Annotated in this window: 20 protein-coding genes; 16 read left to right on the top strand and 4 right to left on the bottom strand. The window is 69.3% G+C overall.

Annotated features, from left to right (window positions below; translation table 11 throughout):
- Positions 1-5 precede the first annotated feature (5 nt).
- From rpsO to ACWEOO_RS39890, 3 genes are all read left to right on the top strand, one after another.
- Positions 6-284, top strand: a complete 279-nt coding sequence (gene rpsO, locus ACWEOO_RS39900) for a 30S ribosomal protein S15 (protein ID WP_344200893.1) — start codon at positions 6-8, stop codon at positions 282-284.
- Between the two features lie 270 nt (positions 285-554).
- Positions 555-2,768: a polyribonucleotide nucleotidyltransferase gene (locus tag ACWEOO_RS39895; protein ID WP_452147482.1), complete on the top strand. Its 2,214-nt coding sequence runs from the start codon at positions 555-557 to the stop codon at positions 2,766-2,768.
- A complete protein-coding gene (locus ACWEOO_RS39890; protein WP_452147481.1) occupies positions 2,765-4,078 on the top strand; it encodes a M16 family metallopeptidase in 1,314 nt (437 codons plus the stop codon). The genes ACWEOO_RS39895 and ACWEOO_RS39890 overlap by 4 nt, the downstream gene beginning before the upstream one ends.
- Here the strand turns inward: ACWEOO_RS39890 and ACWEOO_RS39885 are convergent.
- Together ACWEOO_RS39885 and ACWEOO_RS39880 are read right to left on the bottom strand one after the other, a co-directional pair.
- Positions 4,068-5,204, bottom strand: coding sequence for a cytochrome P450 (locus tag ACWEOO_RS39885; RefSeq protein ID WP_452147480.1), 1,137 nt, complete (start codon positions 5,202-5,204; stop codon positions 4,068-4,070). The two genes, ACWEOO_RS39890 and ACWEOO_RS39885, sit on opposite strands and share 11 nt — an antisense overlap.
- Entirely contained in the window at positions 5,201-5,836 is a 636-nt protein-coding gene (locus ACWEOO_RS39880; RefSeq protein ID WP_452147479.1) for a hypothetical protein, read from the bottom strand. Before ACWEOO_RS39880 ends, ACWEOO_RS39885 begins: the two co-directional genes overlap by 4 nt.
- Before the next feature lie 77 nt (positions 5,837-5,913).
- Between ACWEOO_RS39880 and ACWEOO_RS39875 the strand changes: the two genes are divergently transcribed.
- The 5 genes from ACWEOO_RS39875 to ACWEOO_RS39855 all read left to right on the top strand — a co-directional run bounded on the left by ACWEOO_RS39875 (position 5,914) and on the right by ACWEOO_RS39855 (position 10,762).
- A complete protein-coding gene (locus ACWEOO_RS39875; protein ID WP_452147478.1) occupies positions 5,914-6,525 on the top strand; it encodes a TetR/AcrR family transcriptional regulator in 612 nt (203 codons plus the stop codon).
- Between the two features lie 150 nt (positions 6,526-6,675).
- The gene (locus ACWEOO_RS39870) at positions 6,676-8,379 is read left to right on the top strand and encodes an ATP-binding cassette domain-containing protein (RefSeq protein WP_452147477.1); all 1,704 of its coding nucleotides are present in this window, start codon (positions 6,676-6,678) and stop codon (positions 8,377-8,379) included.
- Positions 8,380-8,427: 48 nt separating this feature from the next.
- Positions 8,428-8,742, top strand: coding sequence for a hypothetical protein (locus ACWEOO_RS39865; protein WP_452147476.1), 315 nt, complete (start codon positions 8,428-8,430; stop codon positions 8,740-8,742).
- A 20-nt stretch (positions 8,743-8,762) separates the two neighbouring features.
- A complete protein-coding gene (locus ACWEOO_RS39860) occupies positions 8,763-8,894 on the top strand; it encodes a hypothetical protein (RefSeq protein WP_452147475.1) in 132 nt (43 codons plus the stop codon).
- 284 nt (positions 8,895-9,178) lie between these two features.
- Positions 9,179-10,762 carry a peptide ABC transporter substrate-binding protein gene (locus ACWEOO_RS39855; protein ID WP_452147474.1) on the top strand — a complete coding sequence of 528 codons (1,584 nt, stop codon included), beginning with the start codon at positions 9,179-9,181 and terminating at the stop codon, positions 10,760-10,762.
- A gap of 37 nt (positions 10,763-10,799) precedes the next feature.
- Here ACWEOO_RS39855 and ACWEOO_RS39850 read toward each other — a convergent pair whose 3' ends face one another.
- Entirely contained in the window at positions 10,800-12,026 is a 1,227-nt protein-coding gene (locus ACWEOO_RS39850; protein ID WP_452147473.1) for an RNA-guided endonuclease InsQ/TnpB family protein, read from the bottom strand.
- Between the two features lie 74 nt (positions 12,027-12,100).
- Between ACWEOO_RS39850 and ACWEOO_RS39845 the strand changes: the two genes are divergently transcribed.
- From ACWEOO_RS39845 to ACWEOO_RS39810, 8 genes are all read left to right on the top strand, one after another.
- A complete protein-coding gene (locus ACWEOO_RS39845) occupies positions 12,101-13,027 on the top strand; it encodes an ABC transporter permease (RefSeq protein ID WP_363710676.1) in 927 nt (308 codons plus the stop codon).
- Positions 13,020-13,916, top strand: coding sequence for an ABC transporter permease (locus ACWEOO_RS39840; RefSeq protein WP_363710677.1), 897 nt, complete (start codon positions 13,020-13,022; stop codon positions 13,914-13,916). The genes ACWEOO_RS39845 and ACWEOO_RS39840 overlap by 8 nt, the downstream gene beginning before the upstream one ends.
- A gap of 115 nt (positions 13,917-14,031) precedes the next feature.
- Positions 14,032-15,033: an ABC transporter ATP-binding protein gene (locus ACWEOO_RS39835; protein WP_363710678.1), complete on the top strand. Its 1,002-nt coding sequence runs from the start codon at positions 14,032-14,034 to the stop codon at positions 15,031-15,033.
- A gap of 101 nt (positions 15,034-15,134) precedes the next feature.
- Positions 15,135-16,022: an ABC transporter ATP-binding protein gene (locus tag ACWEOO_RS39830; protein ID WP_452147490.1), complete on the top strand. Its 888-nt coding sequence runs from the start codon at positions 15,135-15,137 to the stop codon at positions 16,020-16,022.
- A 36-nt stretch (positions 16,023-16,058) separates the two neighbouring features.
- On the top strand, positions 16,059-17,879 hold the full coding sequence (locus tag ACWEOO_RS39825; protein ID WP_452147472.1) for a hypothetical protein: 1,821 nt from the start codon (positions 16,059-16,061) through the stop codon (positions 17,877-17,879).
- A 48-nt stretch (positions 17,880-17,927) separates the two neighbouring features.
- A complete protein-coding gene (gene dapB / locus ACWEOO_RS39820) occupies positions 17,928-18,674 on the top strand; it encodes a 4-hydroxy-tetrahydrodipicolinate reductase (protein ID WP_452147471.1) in 747 nt (248 codons plus the stop codon).
- 1 nt (position 18,675) lies between these two features.
- Positions 18,676-19,119 carry a hypothetical protein gene (locus ACWEOO_RS39815; RefSeq protein WP_452147470.1) on the top strand — a complete coding sequence of 148 codons (444 nt, stop codon included), beginning with the start codon at positions 18,676-18,678 and terminating at the stop codon, positions 19,117-19,119.
- 123 nt (positions 19,120-19,242) lie between these two features.
- A complete protein-coding gene (locus ACWEOO_RS39810) occupies positions 19,243-21,741 on the top strand; it encodes an ATP-binding protein (RefSeq protein WP_452147469.1) in 2,499 nt (832 codons plus the stop codon).
- A 370-nt stretch (positions 21,742-22,111) separates the two neighbouring features.
- Here ACWEOO_RS39810 and ACWEOO_RS39805 read toward each other — a convergent pair whose 3' ends face one another.
- Positions 22,112-23,818 (bottom strand): alpha/beta hydrolase, encoded by a 1,707-nt coding sequence (locus ACWEOO_RS39805; protein WP_452147468.1) that lies wholly within the window; start codon positions 23,816-23,818, stop codon positions 22,112-22,114.
- Positions 23,819-23,839: the final 21 nt, after the last annotated feature.

Genomic DNA, 23,839 nt, shown 5'->3' with positions numbered 1-23,839 from the left:
AGAGGATGCCTGTGTCAGCTGTTGACGCTGCTACGAAGAAGAAGATCATGGGTGAGTACGCCCTGACCGAGGGTGACACCGGTTCCCCCGAGGTCCAGGTCGCGCTGCTGACGCACCGGATCAGCCACCTGACCGAGCACCTGAAGGAGCACAAGCACGACCACCACAGCCGTCGTGGCCTGTTGCTGCTCGTCGGTCAGCGCCGCCGGCTGCTGAACTACCTGGCGAAGAAGGACATCAACCGCTACCGGTCCCTGATCGAGCGGCTCGGCCTTCGCCGATGACGTCGCGAGGAGCGGCCCCCCGAAACCTGGGTGGCCGCTCCTGGCGTATCCACGCCCCGGCGTGGCACAACTGAATACCGAACAGCAAGACGTACGAGGCGACGCGAAGCGCGTGGCGGGAGGACGACCGGTCCTCGGTAGTGGCTTTCGGGTGACACACAACAGGCACCCGCGGGCCTCGATCGAAGACCGGCACCCCGGAAGCTCGCGCCTCGCAGTCGTCACACTGTGAGAGAGGGGTATCCCGTGTCGGGATCCACACGCGCGCCCATGGAGGGCGCCGAATTCGCTGAGGCCGTGCTGGACAACGGCAGCTTCGGCACTCGCACCATCCGCTTCGAGACGGGCCGTCTGGCCCAGCAGGCCGCCGGCTCCGCCGCGGCGTACCTCGACGGCGACACGATGGTGCTCTCGGCCACCACGGCCAGCAAGAAGCCCAAGGACCAGTTCGACTTCTTCCCGCTGACGGTCGACGTCGAGGAGCGGATGTACGCCGCCGGGCGCATCCCGGGCTCGTTCTTCCGCCGCGAGGGCCGGCCCTCGGAAGAGGCCATCCTGACCTGCCGGCTGATCGACCGCCCGCTGCGGCCGTCGTTCGTGTCCGGCCTGCGTAACGAGATCCAGGTCGTCATCACGGTCCTGGCGCTGAACCCGGACAAGCTGTACGACGTGCTCGCGATCAACGCGGCCTCGATGTCGACGCAGCTCGCCGGCCTGCCGTTCTCCGGCCCGATCGGCGGCGTCCGCGTCGCGCTGATCGAGGGCCAGTGGGTGGCGTTCCCGACCCACACCGAGCTCGAGGACGCGGTCTTCGACATGGTGGTCGCCGGCCGGGTGACCGAGTCCGGAGACGTCGCGATCATGATGGTCGAGGCCGAGTCCACCCCGGGCACCTTCGAGAAGGTCGCCGCCGGCACCCAGGCGCCGACCGAGGAGATCGTGGCCGAGGGTCTCGAGGCCTCCAAGGGGTTCATCAAGACCCTGGTCGAGGCGCAGGCCGACCTGGCCGCGCGGGCCGCGAAGCCGACGGGCGAGTTCCCGGTCTTCCCGGACTACCAGGAGGACGCGTTCGCGGCCGTCGAGGCGGCCGCGAGCGAGGAGCTGGCGCAGGCGCTGACGATCGCCGGCAAGCACGAGCGTGAGGACGCCACCGACGCGGTCAAGGCCGCCACGGTGGACAAGCTGGCCGCTGACTTCGAGGGCCGCGAGAAGGAGCTGTCCGCGGCGTTCCGCTCGCTGACCAAGAAGCTGGTCCGGCAGCGGGTGCTGAAGGAGAAGGTCCGCATCGACGGCCGCGGCCTGACCGACATCCGGCCGCTGAAGGCCCAGGTCGGCGTGCTCCCGCGGGTGCACGGCTCGGCGCTGTTCGAGCGCGGCGAGACCCAGATCATGGGTGTCACCACGCTGAACATGCTCCGGATGGAGCAGCAGCTGGACACGCTGTCCCCGGAGACCCGCAAGCGGTACATGCACAACTACAACTTCCCGCCGTACTCGACCGGTGAGACCGGCCGGGTGGGTTCGCCGAAGCGCCGCGAGATCGGTCACGGCGCGCTGGCCGAGCGGGCCCTGGTGCCGGTGCTGCCGTCGCGCGAGGACTTCCCGTACGCGTTGCGTCAGGTGTCCGAGGCGCTCGGCTCGAACGGTTCCACCTCGATGGGCTCGGTCTGCGCCTCCACCCTGTCGCTGCTGAACGCCGGTGTGCCGCTGAAGGCCCCGGTCGCCGGTATCGCGATGGGCCTGATCTCCGGTGAGGTCGACGGCAAGGAGGAGTTCGTCGCGCTGACCGACATCCTCGGCGCCGAGGACGCGTTCGGCGACATGGACTTCAAGGTCGCCGGCACCAAGGACTTCGTCACCGCGCTGCAGCTGGACACCAAGCTGGACGGCATCCCGGCCAGCGTCCTCGCGGGTGCGCTGACGCAGGCCAAGGACGCGCGGCTGACGATCCTGGACGTGATGGCCAAGGCCATCGACGCGCCGGGTGAGATGAGCGAGTTCGCGCCGCGGGTCATCTCGGTGAAGGTCCCGGTCGACAAGATCGGCGAGGTCATCGGCCCGAAGGGCAAGATGATCAACCAGATCACCGAGGACACCGGCGCCGACATCTCGATCGAGGACGACGGCACCGTGTACATCGGCGCGACCGACGGCCCGTCGGCCGAGGCCGCCCGGGCCGCGATCAACGCGATCGCGAACCCGACCATGCCGGAGAAGGGCGAGCGCTACCTGGGCACAGTCGTGAAGACGACCAACTTCGGTGCGTTCATCAGCCTGCTGCCGGGCAAGGACGGCCTGCTGCACATCTCGAAGCTGCGTCCGCTGGCCGGTGGCAAGCGCGTCGAGGCCGTCGAGGACGTGCTGTCGGTCGGGCAGAAGCTGCAGGTCGAGATCGCCGAGATCGACGACCGCGGCAAGCTCTCGCTGATCCCGGTCATCGAGGGCGAAGAAGGCGACAAGAAGGCCGAGCCCGCCGCCGAGTGACTCGAGCCATCACCAGCACGCTGCTGAGCCCGGAGGCGGGCGGTCCCGTGAAACGGACCGTCCTGCCCTCCGGGCTTCGCGTGCTGTCCCAGTCCGTGCCGGGCTTCCGCTCGGTCACCTTCGGCCTGTGGGTCGGGGTCGGCTCCCGCGACGAGCCGGAGCAGTTGGCCGGCGCGACGCACTTCCTCGAGCACCTGCTGTTCAAGGGCACCGAGCGCCGCGACGCGCTGGAGATCTCCGCCGCGATCGACGCGGTCGGCGGCGAGATGAACGCGTTCACCGGCAAGGAGTACACCTGCTACTACGCGCGGGTGCTGGACTCCGACCTGCCGCTCGCGGTCGACGTGGTCTGCGACATGATCACTTCCGCGACGCTGACGCCCGCGGACGTGGAGAGTGAGCGCGACGTCATCGACGAAGAGATCGCGATGCACGCCGACGAGACGTCGGACCACATCCACGACCTGTTCGCCGAGCAGCTGTGGGGCAGGTCCCCGCTCGGCCGCTCGATCACCGGTACGCCGGAATCGGTCGCCGGGCTGTCCCGCCAGCAGGTCGTGGGCTGGTACCGGCGCCGCTACAAGCCGTCCGACATCGTCGTCTCGGTGGCCGGCAACGTCGACCACGCCGACGTCGTCCGCCTGGTCCGCAAGGCGTTCGAGCGGCACTGGGTGACCGCCGAGGCCGAGCCCGCCGCCGTACGGCGTAGTTCCGCCCGGCGCGTTCCGACGTACGGCGGGGTGCGGGTGCACCACCGCGACGTCGAGCAGGCGCACCTGGTGCTCGGGATGCCCGGGCTGGTGCGCAGCGACGAGCGCCGCTACATCGCCGGTGTCCTGCACGGGATCGTCGGCGGCGGGATGTCGTCGCGGCTGTTCCAGGAGGTGCGGGAGAAGCGTGGCCTGGCGTACTCGGTGTTCTCGTTCGGTTCGGCGTACGCCGACTCGGGCATGGTCGGCGTGTACGCGGGCTGCCTGCCGAAGAAGGCCCCCGAGGTCCTGGACGTGATCCGCGGCGAGCTCGAGTCGATTGCCCGCGGCAACATCACGCCCGACGAGCTGCTCCGCGGCAAGGGGCAGATGCGTGGCTCGGTGGTGATGGGCCTGGAGGACACCGGCGCGAAGATGACCCGGATCGCCAAGGCCGAACTGGTCTACGGCGAACTCCCGACCGTCGACCAGATCCTGCACCGGATCGACTCGGTCACCCTCGACGACGTCAGCCAACTCGCCGCCGACCTCTACAAGGGCGCTCCCGCCCTGACCGTCATGGGCCCCTTCCAGGAAGACACGACCGCCTTCACGCTCTGACCAGGCGCACCGGCAAGGACTGGTAGCCGCGCAGGACCAGGCGATCACGACGGGCCGGTTCGCCGGCCGGTGTGATGCCTGCGAATCGTTCACGCAGGCGGCTGAACGCGATCGTGGCTTCGAGCCTGGCCAGGCTGTTGCCGAGGCAGATGTGCGCTCCGGCGCCGAAGCTCAACGGCTTGTTGCCGGTGCGCGACGGGTCGAACCTGTCGGGCTGCGGGAATCTCTGGGGGTCGCGGTTGGCCGCGCCCAGCAGGAGGACGAGGCCGGCGCCCGCAGGGATGGCGGTGCCGGAGATCTCCGCGTCGTTGCGGGCGGTGCGGGTCGTGACCTGCACGGGTGAGTCGTAGCGCAGCACTTCCTCGACGAACGCTTCGTCCGGTACGAGGCTCGGCTCCCGGAGCAGGATCGCGAGGCCGTTGCCGAGCAGGTCCGTCGTGGTCTCGAAGCCTGCCACCAGCAGCAGGATCAGGTTGGCGAGCAGTTCCTCGTCCGACAGCCGCCCGTCGCCTGCGTCCCTGGCAGCGACCAGTGCGCTGACCAGACCGTCGGCGCTGGGATCGCGGATCCGGCCGGCGAAGTACTCGCCCAGCTCTCGCGCCGCCGCGTCGGCGGAGGCGTCGGACGCATCGGTGAGCTCCAGCGCGGCCGTCAGGTCGGAGGCAAGCGGCCGGAAGCGATGCCGGTCGTCCGGCGGTACGCCGAGCAGCTCGCAGATGACCGTGACCGGGAGCTGGAACGCGAACCGGTCCATGAAATCGACCTCGGCCTGAAGGTCGTCGAGCAGGCCGTCGACCGCCGCCTCGATCGCCGGTCGCAGCGTGGCGACCCGGCGCGGCGTGAAGACCTGCGCGATCAGCGACCGCATCCGCCCGTGATCCGGCGGGTTCGCCCGCAGGATCGATCGCTGCATCATCTGCAGCGCGGGCTGGTCCGAAGGCTCGGACGGGATCTCGAAGGCAGGATTCCGCAGTACCTCGTCGGTCGCGGCGTATCCCGCGACCAGGAACACGTCGTCGGTCACCGGCAGCACCGGGCCCAGGCGGTGCACCGCGGCGTACAGCGGGAAGGGATCGGCTCGGCCGGCGGGGGAGAGCAGCTCCTGGAGGATCTCGGTCGCGCTCATGCCCGCCGTCCGAGCAGGAAGTAGCCGACGGCGTACAGCGTCGCGCCGGCGACCTCGAAGAGCTGGATCAGGCCGAACCGCGGACCGGACGTGAAGATGAAGAGACCTCCGAGTGTGTACGCGGTGGCTCCGGCGCCGAGCAATACACCCGCCACCCGCAGACCGTGCCGGGCCAGGATCCGCCCCAGCCAGACGTAGCCCAGCGGGAAGACGAGGAGCGCTGGGAACACGATCAGCGCGGCGGGGGTGTCGAGATCGGCCGGTTGGTGCACCACGCTCGGCGCGTACTCCGCGCGCACCGGGTTGTGCGAGCCGTCGAAGATGATCAGCGCGAACCAGAACAGGGTGCCGGCCAGGGCGGCGTACCAGGCGCGGAGGTCCCGGCGCCGGGCCAGCTGGTTGCCCAGCGCCATCATGCTTGCGAGGCAGACGATCTGCAGCCCGAGGCCGAGGGCCTGGATGTCGTGCGTGAGCCCGTAGCGCTCGCCGACCGCCGCGATGCTCCAGCCGTCGCGGGCGGGGTGGAGCACTGTCCCGAGCCAGAAGATCGGCCCGCCCGCGAATGCGGTGAGCCGAGCGGTGGTGCGCAGCTGGCGGCGCACGCCGGTCGGTGCCGGAAGGGTCTCGGTCATGGACGCCTCATTTCATTAGAGTGAGTCACTAGCGAACCATTAGAGCTGTGCTCTAGTCAATTGCTATGCTGCTCTCCATGGCGCGACGAGCGGACAAGACCCAGGCGAACCGGCAGCGGATGCGGGAGGCGGCTCAGGTGCTGTTCGCCCGCCGCGGGTACGCCGCGACGTCGATGCAGGCGATCGCCGGCGAGGCAGGGATGTCGGTGCAGTCGCTGTACTTCACGTTCGGCACCAAGCGGGCATTGCTGAGCGAGCTCCTGGACGTCGCGGTCGCCGGCGACGACGAGCCGGTGCCGACGCTCGAGCGTCCCCGGGTGCGGGCTGCGCTCGACGAGCCGGACCCGGAGGCTCAGTTGCGTGAGCAGGCCCGGCTGGCCCGGGAGATCTACGAACGGGTCGCGCCGGTGCTTCAGGTCGTCGCGCACGCCGCGACCGCCGATCCCGAGATCCACGAGCTGTGGGAGACCAACAACGCTCAGCGGGCCGTGGTCATGGAGCGGTTCGTCACCGCGCTGGCCGCCAAGACTCCGCTACGGGAGGACATTGCGACGGCCATCGACGTCACGCTCGCGTTGCTCAGCCCTGAGCTGTACCACTTCCTGACGGCACGCCGCGGCTGGGAGCCGGCCCGGTGGGAGGCGTGGACCGCGGACGCACTGGTGACACAGCTGCTGCCGGCCCGTTAGGTTGAAACCCGATACGTCACACGTGATCTGCCACTGGATCCCTGGATGCACGGGCTGGGCTCGCTTGCTGGGATGACACGCATTTGACGGCCGACGTGAGCGGCGCCGACCGGCGCGGCTCCGGCCTGCTCTGCGTGGAAGAGGATCATCGTGCTCGAGGCGTTCCGTACTGCCCGTGAATCGGTTGCCGACGCCGTCCGGATCACTCCTGGATGGCTCGCGCTGTACTCGGTTCTCCAGCTGCTCCTGGCGATCCTGCCCGGCGCACAGGTCGTACTGATCCGGGACCTGATCGAGGCGGACGACCCGTGGCGGCCGTTGCTCGGACTGACCGTCGTGGTCGGGTCGATGTACCCGCTGACGCAGGTGTCGAACGGCGCCGGGCAGCGGATGATGCTGCGATTGCGGCTGGCTCTGCGGGTCGAGCTGACCACAGCGGCGTCCCGGCTGAGCCCGATTCGGCTGGCCGAGCCCGAGGTGGTGCAGGACCTGGAAGCCAGTCACACGGCGACCTATCCGATGAGCGATGTCGCCGGGAAGCCGGTCCAGGTGCTCAGCGCGGCGGCGACATCGGTTGTGCTGTGTGTGGCAATCTCGTCGATCAACCTGCTGTCCGGGCTACTGGTGCTCGCGGCGCTTTTTCCGACGGTCTTCGCATTCACGCTGATCTCGCGGATGGAGTCGAGGGGCTGGCCGCAGGTGGGTGCGTACGAGCGCAAGGCGGCGTACGCGACCGAGCAGCTCATCCAGCAGCGCCCGGGGACCGAGCTGGCCGTGCTCGGCTCCGGCTGGAAGGTGGCCGAACTGGTCGCCGACGGCCGCGCGAAGGCGACCTGGGTCCTCGACGGGATGATCCGTACGGCGATGCTGCTCGAGCTGGCCGCGGCGCTGGCGACGGTCGTGCTGTTCGGCGGAGCGCTGATCGCGCTGGTGGTCGGTGGTGCGAGTGGGGGAGCGGCGGCCGCCGCAGTGGCCGGGACGATCACCGGGCTGAACGCGATCCGCCAGTGCGGGTACGCGTTCGGCAGCATCGTCACCGCGGCGCCGCAGGCCGCGATCTACCGGCGGTTCGTCCGGAGTATTCCGGACCGGCGGCGTCGCGCGGTGGTCCGGACGGTCGATTCCGTTGCCTTGGACAACGTCACCTTCGGTTACCCGGGCGCGGTCGAGCCGACGCTTCGCGACGTCTGCCTCGAGGCGCGCCGGGGCGAACTGGTCGCGCTCGTCGGTGTGAACGGCGCCGGCAAGTCGACGGCGATCAACCTGCTCGTCGGTGCGTTGCGTCCCGATCGTGGCCGGGTGCTGATCGACGGGGCGGATGCCGCCGCGCTGTCCGAGGACCAGCGGCTGGCGCACTTCGGCCTGCTGGTACAGGAGTTCGGGCGCTTCGAGTTCACCCTGCGGGACGCCGTCGGCCTCGGCGCGCCGCACACCGTCAGCGATCGGGATGTCCGGGCGGCGCTGTCCGGCACCTTCGCCGCGGAGTCGCCGCTGGACACGCAACTCGGGCAGCAGTGGGGTGGCACCGGGATCTCCGGCGGCCAATGGCAGCGGCTCGCGCTGGCCCGGATCCGGTTGCGTGCGGCGGGCGTGTGGATCCTCGACGAGCCGACGTCCGCGATCGACGCCGAGGCGGAACGCGACATCTTCGCCGAGCTGCGCCGTACCAGCGCCGGCCGGATCACGATCGTGGTGTCACACCGCGCCTGGACGCTGCGAGAGATGGACCGCATCTACGTCATAGACGCCGGCATCGTGGTGCAGCAAGGCGCGTACGACGACCTGATGAATCACCCCGACGGCCGCTTCGCCCGCCTCTTCGCGGCTCAAGGAGAGGTCGCGAGCAATCGGTGAACCGAAATGCCGTGGTTTCGGCCGCCGGACTCTAGTTGACTGGGGCCGGTGACCGGATTTCGGGGGTTCGTGTCTGTGGCCTGGCGGTCGGGGCGCGGCCTGTTCGTGCTGACGGTCGCAATGATCGCGCTGTCGGCGGCGGCGCCGATCGGGAGCGTGGTTGCGATCGGGCAGGTCGTCGCAGGAGTCGCCGACGCAGACAGTTCCCGAGCGACGACCTGGGCCGTCGTCGGTGCCGGATGCCTGCTGCTGCAGTGGATCGCGGGCCCCCTGCAGCGTGCGTCGGCGACCGCGCTCGGGGATTCGACCGGTTGGCCGCGGAGGCGCGCGCGGGACGTGCCGACGGGCGCATCACCCTGCTGATCTCACATCGCTTCTCCACGGTGCGGTCGGCGGATCTCATCGTCGTCCTGGAGCGCGGTCGCGTGGTCGAACGCGGGACGCACGAGGAGCTGTTGGCGTACGGCGGTACGTATGCCGAGCTTTACCGACTGCAAGCGGCTGGTTACCGCTGACACTGCGCAACTGTGCGCAGTGACGAGTTTCGCACAAATCTGACCTGTCATCAGATGACTCCAGCGGACTGATCTGATTAAGTGAGGGCTCGCTCCGGAAGCGACCGCTGGTCATCTGAGGTCTTGGCAAAGTAACGCCTACGTTACGCGCCGCCGCTTTGCGCCTGACAACGTTGACATGCGCAGTTTCGACCAGCCACCATGGCGCTTGTTCCGCCCGCCTAAACGGCCCTCCCGCCGAGGAAGTTGGTTCGACCGTGCGACGTCTGAGTGGGGTAGTGGGGGTGGCACTCGGCTTGGCGCTGGTGCTCGCCTCGTGTGGTGACGGGAAGAGCAGCGGCTCCGGCGGCAGCTCCGGCAGCAAGACCGAGGTGATCGCGATCGCTGCCGACCCGCCGGAGTACATCAACCCGTTGAACGACAACGGCACCGCGGGGATCGGGGTCTCGATGGCGATCTTCGCACCGCTGGTGACCACGGACCCGGAGACCGGCAAGCTGCAGAACGTGATGGCCGACTCGGTCACGCCGGACAAGACCAGCCAGACCTGGACGATCAAGCTGAAGCCCGGCAACACCTTCCAGAACGGCCAGCCGCTGACCGCGAAGGACTACGTGGACAGCTGGAACATGACCGCGATGGGCTCGAACGCCTGGAAGAACAACGGGTTCTTCTCCAAGGTCGACGGGTACGACGCGCTGAACCCGCCGACGCCCGACGGCGCGACGCCGAAGCCGACCGCGGTGAAGACGATGAGCGGGCTGAAGCAGATCGACGACCTGACGTTCTCGGTCAAGCTCAAGGTGCCGTTCTCGCAGTTCGGCCTGACGCTGCAGTACCTAGGCCTCGCGCCGCTGCCCGAAGAGGTCCGCAAGAACCCGGACGCGTACAAGCGCAAGCCGATCGGCAACGGCCCGTACAAGCTGGCGGCGGACTGGAACCCCGGTGACGACCTCAAGCTGGCCAAGTGGGACGGCTACAAGGGCGCCCTGGTCCCGCAGGCTGACGAGATCACCTACCGGTTCATCCCGAACGCGGACACCGCGTACAACGAGTTCCTGGCCGGCAACCTCGACTTCGTCGACGTGCCGTCGACCAAGGTGAAGAGCTTCAAGACCGACGCCCCGGACCAGTGGGTGACCAGCGTCAGCTCGGGCGCGAACTACCTGGTGATCCCGGCCTGGGACGCGCGGTTCAAGAACCCGAAGCTGCGGCACGCGATCTCGGAGGCGATCGACCGCAAGGCGTTCGCCGACCTGGTCGGGCTGTCCGAGCCGGCCACGGGCCTGGTCGCCCCGGACATGGCGGGCTACCGCGCGAACGCCTGCAAGTACTGCGCTTTCGACGCCGGCAAGGCCAAGCAGCTGCTGCAGGAGGCGGGCGGATTCACCGGCCCGCTGAACATCAACTACAGCACCACGTCGGCGACCGGCCAGATCTTCGCCGAGGCGATCGGCAACATGCTCCGGCAGAACCTCGGCATCGAGGTGAAGTACACCGGCAAGCAGAGCTCGGAGATCACCGAGCTGGCCAACAACCACAAGCTGGATGGCCTGCGGTTCAGCGGCTGGGGCCACGACTACCCGTCGATCGAGGACTACCTGACGCCGATGTTCAAGTCCAACGGTGACGCGAACTTCGCCATGTACTCGAACCCGGCGCTGGACGCCGTGCTGGCCAAGGGCGACGCCGAGCCGGACCCGGACAAGGCGATCAAGCTGTACCAGCAGGCCGAGGACATCGCGCTCGAGGACATGCCGCTGATCCCGCTGTACACCAAGTCGAACGCGTACCTGCACTCGGCGAAGATCGAGCCGCGGGTCTCGAAGTACGTCGGCGTCTCGGCGCTCTGGGCCACGTTCAATTGACGTCCTCCCCGCCCGTGATGGTCAGGGATTTCAACTACTACGTGGAGGTAGTGAGTTGAGGTTCACGCTTCGGCGGGACCCGTGTGGGCGTCTCTCGGCGTGCGCTGACGGCCCGTCCGGCCGCGATGTTGACGGCCGCATTCACGTCAGCATTGGCCTGGTGTCCGCAGGCTGCGCACCGGAAAACCGCTTGGCTCTTGCGGTTCTCCGGTGCGCGGTGCCCGCAGACGCTGCAGGTCTGCGAGGTGTACGCGGGGTTGACTTTCTCGACCCGCCCGGCAGCTTTGTGCTCAAGGCGTCGCACCAGAGCGCCCCAGCCGTTGGCCTGAATGCCGCGGCTGAGTCGCGCCTTGGGGCGGCGCTGATTCGGGAGGTAGTTTCCCGGTCGCGTGGGATCTGGCTTTGGCTTCGGCCGCCTGGTCATTTGGATGAGGCGCAGGTCTTCGACTCGAACGATGTCGAAGCGCCGCGCGAGATCGGTGCTGGTCTTCTCCACCCAGTCCTTGCGGCGATCGGCGCCGCGAGCGCACAGCTTGGCAATCGCGGCCAGCGTTCGTTGTCGTCGGCCGGAGCCGCGGCGAGAGCGTGCCAATCGGCGTTGCAGGTCTTCGAGCCGACCCTGCTCGGTCGTCGACAGCCCCGGGCACCGCAGCAGTTCGCCAGTGCTCAACGCAGCGGACACCGCGACGCCGCGGTCCACGCCAACAACCTCGCCTGTACCGGGTGGAGGGATCGGGTCGGGGACGACAGCGAAGGCGATGTGCCAGCGACCAGAGCGGTCCCGTTTGATGCGGTACGACTTGGCGTCGGGTACGGCGCGGGACAGCCGGAACCTCACCCAGCCAACCTTAGGTATCAGAGCCCGCGCCCACTTCCTGCTCACCTTCATGATCCGCGATGCCTGGGCGCCGACGATCCGGAATCCTTCGTCGAGTCCAGCCTTGCGCCACTTCGGTCGCCGATGGATGCCGGCGTAGAAGCGCTGGACAGCTTGGCCGAAATCCCGCAGCGCTTGCTGTTGTACGGTCTGCGACCCATCGCGCAGCCAGCCCGACGCGGCTCGAGCTTCGGTCAGCTGCCGACACTGTTCGGCAAAGCCCGGTGTTCGAGGTTTGCCAGGGGTCCACATCGACCATTGCTCAAGCGCCAGATTCCAGACGTAGCGCGCATGAGCACACTGCTTCAGCAACATGTGGTGCTGCGCGGGGGATGGGTAGAGGCGGAACCGGGACATGGCACTCATCGAATCAGCCAGCGCCGACATTTCCTTGTCCCTGAAGGGAGGAAGCCGCGGTTCTTCCGGGCCTTGACCAACGGGCGCCGTTCGCGGCAACACAGATGATTCGTTACGTCCTACGACGCGCGGTGGCGGCCGTGCCGATCGGTGTGCTGGTGACGTTGGGGGTCTTCGCGCTCGTCTTCGCGATGCCCGGGGACCCCCTGCGGGAACTGGCCGGCGACAAGCCGATCCCGGCCGCGGTGCTGGCCGCCAAGCGGGCGCAGTACCACCTGGACGACCCGTTCATCGTCCAGTACCTGCTGAGCATGAAGGACATCCTCACCGGCCACTTCGGTACGACGTTCGCGGGCGCGGACATCGCCGCCCAGCTCCGGCTGCGGATCCCGGTGACGCTGAAGCTGACGCTGCTGGCGAACGCCGTCCAGTGGACGCTGGGGCTGTTCTTCGGGATCTACGCCGGTTTCAAGCGCAACGGCTGGATCGACCGGTCGTTGCTGCTGACGACGCTCGTGCTGCTCGCGGTGCCCGGGCTGGTGGCCTACTTCGCCGCGCAGTACCTGTTCGGCGTCGAGCTGAAGTGGTTCCCGGTGTCCGGTGTGCTCGAAGGGTTCCCGCGCTCGTACCTGCTGCCCGCGCTGGTGATCGGCGTGCTCGGCTTCGCCGGGCTGGCCCGGTTGCTGCGGACGTCGATCGTGGAGACGGTGAACGCGGACTTCGTAAAGACCGCGCGGGCCAAGGGCCTCGGCGAGCAGCGGGTGCTGTGGCGGCACATCCTGCCGAACGCGCTGCTGCCGGTGGTCACGTTCATCGGGCTCGACCTGGCCGGCATGTTCGGCGGCGCGATCATCACCGAGAGCATCTTCAACCTGCCCGGGCTCGGCCAGTTCATGTTCCAGGCGATCAAGCTGAAGGAGGGCGGTGTCGTGGTGCTGCTGTCCACGCTCGCGTTCATCTCGTTCATCCTGATCAACCTGCTGGTCGACCTCCTGTACGGCGTCCTGGATCCGAGGGTGCGCAATGTCTGATGTGCAAGCAGTGGTCGGCGCCGAAGCCCAGGAGCTCGGCGACGGTCGTACCCTGTCCAACCGCGAGTTGCTGCGGGCGCTGCTGCGCAAGCCGCAGTTCGTCCTGTGCAGCCTGCTGCTGGTGGTGTTCTTCGCGATGGCGGCGGTGCCGAAGCTGTTCACCTCCGTCGATCCCCGGTTCTGTGAGCTCGGGAAGAGTCGCCAGGGCAGCGGCCCTGGGCACCCCTTCGGGTTCGACATCCAGGGCTGCGACTACTTCGCGAACGTCGTCTACGGCGCGCGGCCGTCGGTGCTGGTCAGCATCTGCGCCAGTTTCGGTGTGTTCCTGCTGGCCGGCTCGCTCGGCCTGCTGGCCGGGTACTTTCCGGGCTTCGTGGACGGGCTGATCTCGCGGACCGCCGACGTACTGTTCTCGATCCCGGGCATCGTGGTGCTGATCGTGATCCTGAACTCGGTCGCGGACCGCAGTATCTGGATCATCGTCGGCGTCATCCTGCTGATCGGCTGGCCGGGCGGGATGCGGCTGATGCGGGCCACGGTGTTCTCGGTCCGCAACCGCGAGTACGTGCTCGCGGCCCGCTCGATCGGGGTGCCGCCGGTCCGGATCCTGCGCAAGCACGTGTTCCCGAACGCGATGGCGCCGCTGCTGGCGATGACCACGCTCGGCATCGGCGGCATGGTCGGGCTCGAGGCCGCGCTGACGTTCCTCGGGGTCGGGCTGCAACCGCCGTCGATCTCGTGGGGCTCGCAGTTCGGCGTCGCGGCGTCGTACCGCGACACCCCGCACCTGTTCATCTGGCCGGCGTTGTTCATCTCCACGATGACGATCTCGTTCATGATCATCGGCGACTCGATCCGGGACGCCCTCGACCCGAAGTTGATGCGATGACTGTACATATTCCTCGCCTCCGGCTCGGTGAGTCATCGGGCTGTGACTCCCGGTCTTCCCTCGTCGCTCCGGTCGCTTCGCTCCCTCCGCTCCTCAGTCCAGACCGGGAGGCCCGATGACTGCGACAGGCGAAGTACTGCTCAAGGTCGACAACCTGTCGGTGGAGTTCGATACGCCGCGCGGTCCGGTGCGGGCCGTGGACGGGGTGTCCTGGCAGGTGCGGGCGGGGGAGACGCTGGCGATCCTCGGCGAGTCCGGGTCCGGCAAGAGCGTCTCGACCCAGGCGCTGACCGGGATCCTGGAGATGCCGCCCGGCCGGATCGTGTCCGGGACCGCGGAGTACCGCGGTGTGGACCTGATCTCGATGACCACGGCCGAACGGCGCCGGATCGTCGGCGACCGGATCACGATGGTGTTCCAGGACTCCCTGTCGGCGCTGAACCCGGTGCAGTCGGTCGGGACCCAGATCGCCGAGTGCTACCGGGTGCACCGCGGGATGTCGAAGCGGGACGCGATGAAGCGGGCCGCCGAGATGCTCGACCAGGTCCGGATCCCGGCCGCCGCGAAGCGGGTGCGGGACTACCCGCACGAGTTCTCGGGCGGGATGCGGCAGCGGGTGATGCTGGCGATGGCGCTCGCGCTCGATCCCGACGTCCTGATCGCCGACGAGCCGACCACCGCGCTCGACGTCACCGTGCAGGCGCAGATCCTGGAGCTGATCGCGGAGCTGCAGGCCGAGCGGGACATGGGCGTGGTGCTGATCACCCACGACCTCGGCGTCGTCTCGGACGTCGCCGACAACGTCGTGGTGATGTACGCCGGCCACGTGGTCGAGCGGGCCGCGACGGCGGAGGCGCTCGACCACCCCGTGCACCCGTACACCGAAGGGCTGCTCGGCTCGATGCCGTCGGCCGACCTGAAGGGCCGCGAGCTGCCGACGATCCCGGGGACGCCGCCGTCGCTGCGGGCGATGCCGTCCGGGTGCGCGTTCCGGGCCCGGTGCCCGATCGCGGTCGACGACTGCGCCGCCGAGGTGCCGCCGTTGCTGACGGTGGCGCCGGGGCGGGATGCCGCATGCCTGCGGCGGACCACGATCGCCGCCAAGGAGGCCGTGTGAACGAGTTACTGGTGGCAACGAATGTCGTGAAGCACTACGACATCAGCCCGGCGCTGAACCTCGGCGCCAAGACCGTCGTCCGTGCCGTCGACGGCGTCGACCTGACGCTGCGCCAGGGCGAGTCACTGGGCATCGTCGGCGAGTCCGGCTGCGGGAAGTCGACGCTCGTGCGGCTGCTCGCCGCGCTCGAGAAGCCGACCGCGGGCCGGATCGAGTACGGCGGAGTGGACGTGAGCAAGCTCCGCGGCCGCGAGCTGCGGCGCTGGCGGCGTAACGTCCAGGTGGTGTTCCAGGACCCGTACTCCAGCCTGAACCCACGGATGCGGGTCGGCGAGATCGTCGCCGAGCCGTTCGAGGTGCACCCTGACGTCGGCAAGGGCGTCGACCTCCGGGGCCGGGTCCGCGAGCTGCTCGAGCTGGTCGGGCTGCGGCCGGAGGACGCGACCAAGTTCCCGCACCAGTTCTCCGGCGGTCAGCGGCAGCGGATCGGGATCGCGCGGGCCATCGCGCTGAGCCCCGACGTACTGCTGTGCGACGAGCCGGTGTCGGCGCTGGACCTGTCCGTGCAGGCGCAGGTGGTGAACCTGTTGATGCGGCTGCAGCGGGAGCTCGGCCTGAGCATCATCTTCGTCGCCCACGACCTGTCCGTGGTCCGGCACGTCTCCGATCGGGTCGCGGTGATGTACCTCGGCAAGGTCGCGGAGCTGGGCGGTCACCAGCAGGTGTACGACGTGCCCGCGCACCCGTACACGCAGGCGCTGCTGTCGGCGGAGCCCGGTCTGGCGCGGCAGGGCCGGAAGCGAATCGTGCTGGCCGGTGACCCGCCGTCACCGGTCATGCCGCCGTCCGGCTGCCGGTTCCACACCCGCTGCCTGCGGGCCGAGGCCAAGTGCAGCACCGACGTACCCGAGCTGCGGGAGATCAGATCCGGCCAGACCGTGTCCTGCCACTTCGCGGAGGAAGCGCAGACCGCCTACTCACACGCGTGAGCGATAGGTCTGGAGTGATGGCCTAGGGTGGCGGCCGTGAGTACGGTTCCCTCGGCAGGCAGACGGTTCGTGCTGCTTGCCGGGGTGATCGCGGTGGCCGGCGGGCTGGCCGCGTGGTGGATTCTCACCGCGGGCCGGGCCGCCAACGAAGGCTTTGACATCACCGACGAGGGCTACTACCTGCTCTCGTACCGGTGGTGGGACAGTAACCCGCTGGCGCTGACCGGTGTGCAGTACGTGTACGGCCCGGTGTTCGAGTGGTTCGGGTACGACATCGTCAAGCTGCGCTTCTTCCGGCTGTTCACCGTGGTCACCGTTCACCTCGTCTTCGGCTACAGCTTCATGCGCTGGCTGCGCGGCCGACGACCCGGAGCGCCGCCCACCCGGCTGTGGGAGGCCGCGGGGACGGCGGTTGTGCTCGCCGCGGGCGGGATGTGTTACAGCTGGATCCCGCAGTCGCCCGGGTACAACGATGTCGTGCTGCTCGGCGCGCTGACGCTGGTGTCGTGCGTGCTGTGGATGGCGACCGCGGTCGATCGCGGCACGCCGGTGCCGTTCTGGATCTTCGTCGTCGCCGGACTGGTGATCGGCGTGATGGTGCTGGCCAAGTGGACGTCGGTCGTGGTGATCGGGCTGATCGTGATCACCGCGGTGGTCGTACTGGCCGGTCAAGGCGGCCGATCCGTTGCCCGTGGCATCCTTTTCGCGCTCGGCGGTCTGGGGCTGGCGGCGCTGGTCGTCCAGCTCTTCGTGGTCCGCCTGGACGTCGCTGTGCCGGGGATCCTCGACGTCAACAAGTTCATCGCCGGTACGTCGTACACGCCGCCCGAGCTGCTGCACCTGTACTGGTCGAGCACGATCACCCTGATCGGCCGGACACTCGTCGCGCACGGCCTGCTGCTGATCGCAGTCGCGGTCGCCACGATCGCCCGCTGGCGTTGGCTCCGGATCGCGGCCGCGGTCCTCGCGTTGGTCGCCTTGATCTTCTCGGTACGACGCGTCGCCGTCGCCGATGGCGCATTGGGCGGCTCCCAGCACATCCCTATGTACGCCGAGACCCTGCTGGCCGCCGTACTGGTGGCGGTCGTTGCGGCTGCGGGCGCCGTGATCGCGGGCCGCGCCGGCGTCACGCCGCGCTCCCTGCTGAGCCGCGAGAACACCCGGACCTGGGTGATCCTCGCGCTGCTCGTCCTGCTGCCGCTCGTGCAGGCGTTCGGCACGAACACGCCGCTCTACACGATCGGCTTCAACGCGTTCGCCGCCTGGGCCGCGGTGATGATCGCGGTCCTTACCGGCATCTGGGCCACACCGATCGTGGCGCGGCTGACACTCGGGCTCGTCCTCGTCGGCGCGCTCGTCGCGACCTCGACGATCGCGTACACAGGCCTGTTCCGTTACCCGTACCGCTCGGTCGGCCACTCGCAGCTGACCGCGGCCTCGACGATCCCCGCGCTCGACGGCGTCTACCTGTCACCGGCGGCGGAGGAGAACTTCAGCCGCCTGGCCACGGAGCTGAAGCCGTACACCGATCCGCCCGGGCGGCCGGTGCTCGCCTTCGACAAGATGGCCGGACTGGTCCTGATGCTCGGCGGCCGCCCGCTCGGTGAGGCCTGGATCGCGCCGAAGGAACGCGCCCGCACCGCCGCCGGCATCGAGGAGGTCTGCCGCGCCGACCGTCCGTCCAGGGCGCCGCTCGTCGTCCTGAACCGGGCGATCTCGGACGTCGAGATCGACGCCCTGCGCGCCTGCGGGCTGGACTTCCGGGCCGAGTACGAGCAGCTGGCGCCCGCGCACGACACGATCGGCCTGCAGGTGTGGATTCCGAAGGCCGAGCGGGGCGGCCGCGCCGCCGGATGAGATCCTGTTCCCGACGATCGGACAGGGTCTCGGACAGGAAGGGTGCGCATGATCAAGGTCGGTGTCCTGGGGGCCAAGGGCAGGATGGGCGCTCAGACGTGCCTCGCGGTCGAGGAGGCCGCCGACTGTGAGCTGGTCGCGCAGCTCGACCAGGGCGACGCGCTCGACGCGCTGACCGCGGCCGGCGCCGAGGTGGTGGTCGACTTCACCCGTCCCGAGGTCGTGATGGACAACCTGGCCTGGTGCATCGAGCACGGCATCCACGCCGTCGTCGGCACCACCGGCTTCGACGACGAGCGGCTCGCCGCCCTGCGCGAGCTGCTCGCGAAGGCGCCGGGGACCGGTGTGCTGATCGCGCCGAACTTCTCGATCGGCGCCGTGCTGATGATGCAGTTCGCCGCGAAGGCCGCGCCGTACTACGAGTCCGTCGAGATCGTCGAGCTGCACCACCCGGACAAGGTCGACGCCCCGTCCGGCACGGCGCGCCGGACGGCGGAGCTGATTGCCGACGCGCGCCGCGAAGCCGGCTCCGCCCCGATCCCGGACGCGACCACGACGGCGCTCGACGGCGCCCGCGGCGCGGACGTCGCCGGGATCCGGGTGCACGGCGTCCGGCTGCGCGGCCTGATCGCGCACCAGGAGGTGCTGTTCGGCGACGAGGGCGAGACGCTGACGATCCGGCACGACTCGATGGCCCGGGTCTCGTTCATGGCCGGCGTGCTCCTCGGCGTCCGGCGGATCGGCGGCGCACCCGGCCTCACCGTCGGCCTCGAGCACTTCCTCGACCTCTCCTGAGATGAGAGCGAAGCAGACCGCCTTCGTCCTGGCGGTTGTGTTCGTCGCGTACGCCGTACTGATCGGCTGGCGTGGCGTTCTGCTGGTCAAGGTCGGTACGCCGGTGGCCGTCGTACTAGGTCTCGCGGTGCTGGTCATCCCGCTCGTCGGCGCGTACCTGGTGTGGCGCGAGATCCAGTTCGGCCGGCGGACCGAGGTGCTGGCGCGCGAGTTGGAGGCGGCCGGTGGCCTGCCGGTCGACGATCTGCCCCGGCGGCCGTCCGGCCGGGTCGACCGGGCGGCCGCGGACGAGGCATTCGGGCGGTACCAGGCGGAGGCGGAAGCGGCCCCGGACGACTGGCGTGTGTGGTTCCGGCTGTCCACGGCGTACGACGCCGCGGGGGACCGGAGGCGGGCCCGCGAGGCGATGCGGACGGCGATCGCGCACCACGACCGGACCTCGTGAGTTACCCGGGAGTTCGCTGTGAACGTCCCGAGATGACTGACAACCGGGTGCGGAACGGGATATTTTCAGGAAGGTACGTGGCAGCCGCCACGTAAAGGGTCGGAGACTGGGTGGAGCCGTCCTGTGCCATCAGACGGGTCTCGCCGTGGCTCGGACGACGTGCAGGGGGCAGGGTTCGGTGGCCTGCTGCGACGGCATCGGCGGGAGGCCGGGCTGTCGCAGGAGAAGCTGGCGGAGCTCGCCGGTCTGAGCGTCGACGCGATCGCGGCATTGGAGCGGGGGCGGCGACGTGCGCCGCGGGCGCACACGCTGCGCCTGCTCTCGGACGCGCTGCGGCTCGGTGATGCGGACGTCGCGGCGCTGACCGCGGCCGCGCGCCAGGAGGCCGACACCGCACGGCTGCCGCTGCGGCAACCGCCGGCGCCGATCAGCGAACTGATCGGGCGGACGACCGAGCTGACCGCGACGACACGCATGCTGGGGCAGCGAATCACTCGTTTGCTCACCTTGACCGGGCCCGGCGGGGTCGGCAAGACGCGGCTCACGCTGGCGCTCGCCGGCCGGGTGGCGGACAACTTCCCGGACGGCGTCTGCTGGGTCCCGCTCGCCTCGGTGACCGACTCCGCGGCCGTGGCGCCGACGGCGGCGACCTCGATCGGCCTGCATCTGCTGGAGAGCACCCGGCTGGTCGAGGAGATCGCCGAGCAGATCGGCAGGAGCACGATGCTGCTCGTGTTCGACAATTGTTCGCACCAGGTCGCGACGGTCGGCGGGATCTGCGCGACCCTGCTCGAGCACTGCCCGAATCTGTCGATCCTCGCGTCCAGCCGCGAGCTGCTCCGGCTGCCGGGCGAAAGCGTGTACGTCGTACCGGCGTTGTCGCTGCCGCACGACGCGGACCAGTTGGCGTCCTCGGAGGCCGTGCGGCTTTTCGTCGAGCGCGCGACCGCGCGTGGCTACGACCCGACCGGCCAGCTCGACCAGGTCGCGCGCGTCGTACGCCGCCTGGAGGGCATGCCGCTGGCGATCGAGCTGGCGGCGGCGCGGATGAACGTGATGACGATCGAGGAGCTGGCGACCGAGCTCGAGACGTCGTTCAGCATCCTGGCCGGCGGCTCGCCGACCGCTTCACCGCGCCAGCAGTCGATGTACGGCGCGATCGAGTGGAGTCACGCGCTGCTCACCCGGACCGAGCGGGACGCGTTCGCCCAGTTGTCGGTGTTCGCGGGCGGCTGGACGCTCGGCGCGGCCGCCGCGGTCATGCCCGGCGGCGCCACCCGGGTCGAGGCCCTCGACCTCATCGGCCGGCTGGCGGACAAGTCGCTGATCCGGGTGGTCCGGCGCGGCGGCATCGCGCGGTACTACATGCTCGGGGTGATCCGGGAGTTCGCAGCCGATCAGCTGCGGGCGTCCGGCGAGACGGACGAGGCTGCCGCGCGGCACGCGCGGTACTACGTGGAGCTGGCCGAGGAGTCCGAGAGCCATCTGCGCGGACCGGACCAGGGGGAGTGGCTCGAGCGGCTGGAAGGCGAACTCTCGAACCTGCGCGCCGCGATGACCTGGGCTCTGCGGACCGGCGCGGCCACCGAGGCACTGCGTCTGGCCGGCGGCCTGTGGCTGTTCTGCTACCTGCGCGGCCATTACGCCGAGGGCAGTCAGTGGCTCGAGCGCGCTCTGCAACTCGGCGACGCGGTGCCGCCCGAACAGATCGCGGACCTGTCGACGGTGTGCGCGAAGGCGAACCTGGGCGCCGGGACGCTGGCGTTCCTCCAGTGCGAGTACGACGCCGCGACCGCGCGACTGCAGACGGCCCTGCGGCAGTACAAGGAGCTCGACGACCCGGCCGGTACGGCGTTGGTGCTGCAGCGCCTCGGCGGAGTCGCGCGCGAACGCGGGGACTACGAGGCGGCCGAGGACCTGCACTGCGAGAGCTACGACCTGTACGAGAGTCTCGGCGACCGCGGCGGCATGGCCTGGGCGCACAACCACCTCGGGTTCGTGGCCTGGCTGCGTGGCGACCTCGAGATCGGGGAACGCCGGTGCCGGCGAGCCCGCGACAGCTTCCGGGTCGTCGGCGACGGCGAAGGACTCGCCTGGTCGCTGATCAGTCTCGGCGCGATCGCGCAGTACGGCGGTGAGCTCGTCGAGGCGGAGGACCTGCTGCAGGAGAGCCTCGCGCTGTCGCAACGGCTCGGCTACCGCGAGGGCGTCGCCTGGTCGATGAACCTGCTCGGCATCATCGAGCGCCGGCGCGGCCTGACCGAACGCGCCGTCCACCTGCTCGACGAGAGCCTCGCCGAGCATCGTGACCTGGGCGACCGGTGGCGCTCGGCCAGCGTCCTCGAGGAACTCGCCGCCGTCGCCCAGCAACGCGAACGCAGCGAGTACGCCGCCTTCCTGCTCGGCGCCGCCGACGGGGTGCGCGACGTCATCGGCGCGCCGGTGCCGGTGATCGAGAAGGCCGATCGTGAGGCGACGCGAGCCGCCGTCGAAGCATCCCTCGAGCGGCGGGCCTTCCGGGCCGCCTGGTCGGCCGGCCGCGCGGCGCCGTTGGCCGCGGTCGCGGACGGGTACCCGCCGCCCGGGGCTCCATCGGCCGCTCGGACCCGGGATCCGCTCTGACACCGATGGTGCCTCGCGAGACACCACGACCTGGGGGATCGACGGTGCCCCGCGAGGGATCTGGTGGCACGGATCGCGAATACGTGACCCGACCGGCTGTGTCTCTGTCTGACCCCCCAGGCAGTCCCCCCACCTCACAGCCGGCCGAAGCCACGTCGGCGATGGTCACCGTCGTCGAGCCCTCCCAGTCGACGCCCGGTTCCTCCGCGCTGACTCAATGTTGTCGTTATCACGCTGTGTCGCACAGGGACGGAACCCTGACATCGCCCTGACAAATTTGTCCTGACAACGAAAGCCTCCGCCGGAATTCGCCGACGGTGACCGCGAACTGCCGGTCCGTAGATGAATTCCGGCGGCTGTCAAACGCTCGTTACGGCAGATATCCGGAAATCGCCTTGGTGAATCCCGCGATCTTCCGCAGCGGGGCGCCGCTGCCGTCGTCGAAAACGGGTTCCTCGGTCTCGGGGGCCGGAATCCCTTCACCAGCACAGGAAACGTCCTTGGCCGGCGCGACACCGGTGGTGAGGAACGTGTTGACGATCCGGTCCGCGCAGCGGTTCACGCCGCCGTACACGCCGTGGTCGCCCTCGCCCGTGACGGTCAGCAGCCGCGAGCCGGCGTACCGGCTGTGCGCGGAGGCGGCCAGGCTGTAACTGGTCGCCGGGTCGTGCACCGACTGCACCATCAGCGTCGTGGGCAGGCCTTTCCCGGTGGGCGTCGGCATCGTCAGGTGCGGCCGGTCCCAGTAGAAGCAGGGGTTCTGGGTCATCGTCCAGCCCACCAGCGGGAAGTGCGGACCGAGCCGGGCGGCGAGTTGCTCGCCGTACTCGCGGCCTTGCGGCCAGACCGTGTCGTTGCACGTGATCGCGGTGAAGGTGGCGTCCTCGGCGTCGTCCGCACCGAGCATCCGCAGGCCGACGGCTTCCCGGCCGGCGCGTTTCACGAGTTGCCGCTGCCGGGCCGGCGAGAGCGCGTCGACGTGGCGTTGCGCGGCCCGCGGACCGCCTTTCGCCCGGGCCGCGGAAAGGTCGGTGAGGAACAACAGGTCGGCCGCGAGGGAATGGAAGTCGAGTTTCGAGTACATGTCCCCGGACACCATCTGGTCGAGGACGTTCTCGTCATAGGTGACGTTCACCGCGCCGTCCAGGAACTCCTCGGTCGCCGGCCGTTCCTTCAACGTCCGCCGCAACCGTTCGTACAGCCGGATGACCGCGCCCGGTGACGAGCCGAGGTGCAGCTGGTCGTCGTACTTGGCGGCCCAGGGCGCGAAGTCCTCGCGGAAGCGGCGCTCGAAGGCCTGCGGCTGGCTGACGAACGTGTCGAGCCACGTCTTGGTGAAGTCGGTGTTCGAGTCCAGCACGAAGCGGCCGACGTGCTCGGGGAAGTACGTCTGGTAGTACGCGCCGAGCCAGGTGCCGCCGGAGTACCCGAGGTAGTCGATCTTGTCGTAGCCGAGCAGCTGCCGGATCAGGTCCATGTCCTGCACGGTCTGGGCCGTCGTGATGTACGGGAGCAGGCCGCGGGACTGGCGGTCGCAGTACGTGTGCGCCATCGCCGACGCCTCGGCGATCAGGTCGCGGTTCGCGGGTTCGCGGTCGCGGGCGTCCATCGTGTAGCCGGGCGTCCCGTCGCAGCTGACGTTCGAGCTGCCGCCGGTGCCGCGCGGATCGAAGCCGACGGCGAGGTGGTCCTTGGCGAGCGGCGCCTGGCTCGCGAGGTACGGCGCCATCCCGAGGCCCGCGCCGCCCGGCCCGCCCGGGTTGCCGAACACCACACGGCTCGGCTTGCCCTTGGCAGGCGCGACCTTGCTGACCGCGATCTGGAGATCGTTGCCGGAGTACTGGTTGGCCCAGTCGCGCGGGACGGTGATCTTCGCGCAGAAGGTCCGCATCTCGGGTTCGCCGCACAGGTACCAGTGCGGTTTCTGATCGAGGTACTTGTTCGCGACCGGATGCGGTCTGTCGACGACGGTCTCCGCTTGCCCCGATTGCATGGAGGCGGTCGCTCCCGACCCCGGCACGACGAGAACAGCGGCAACGGACAGCCCTAGGCCGACGGCCAGGGGAAGGTACTTCATACGGACTCCAGCGGATGGCCA

The sequence above is a fragment of the Kribbella sp. NPDC004138 genome, from assembly GCF_053603655.1.
Note: the sequence above shows the minus strand (reverse complement) of the source record. Positions and strands in the feature narration are given on the sequence as shown.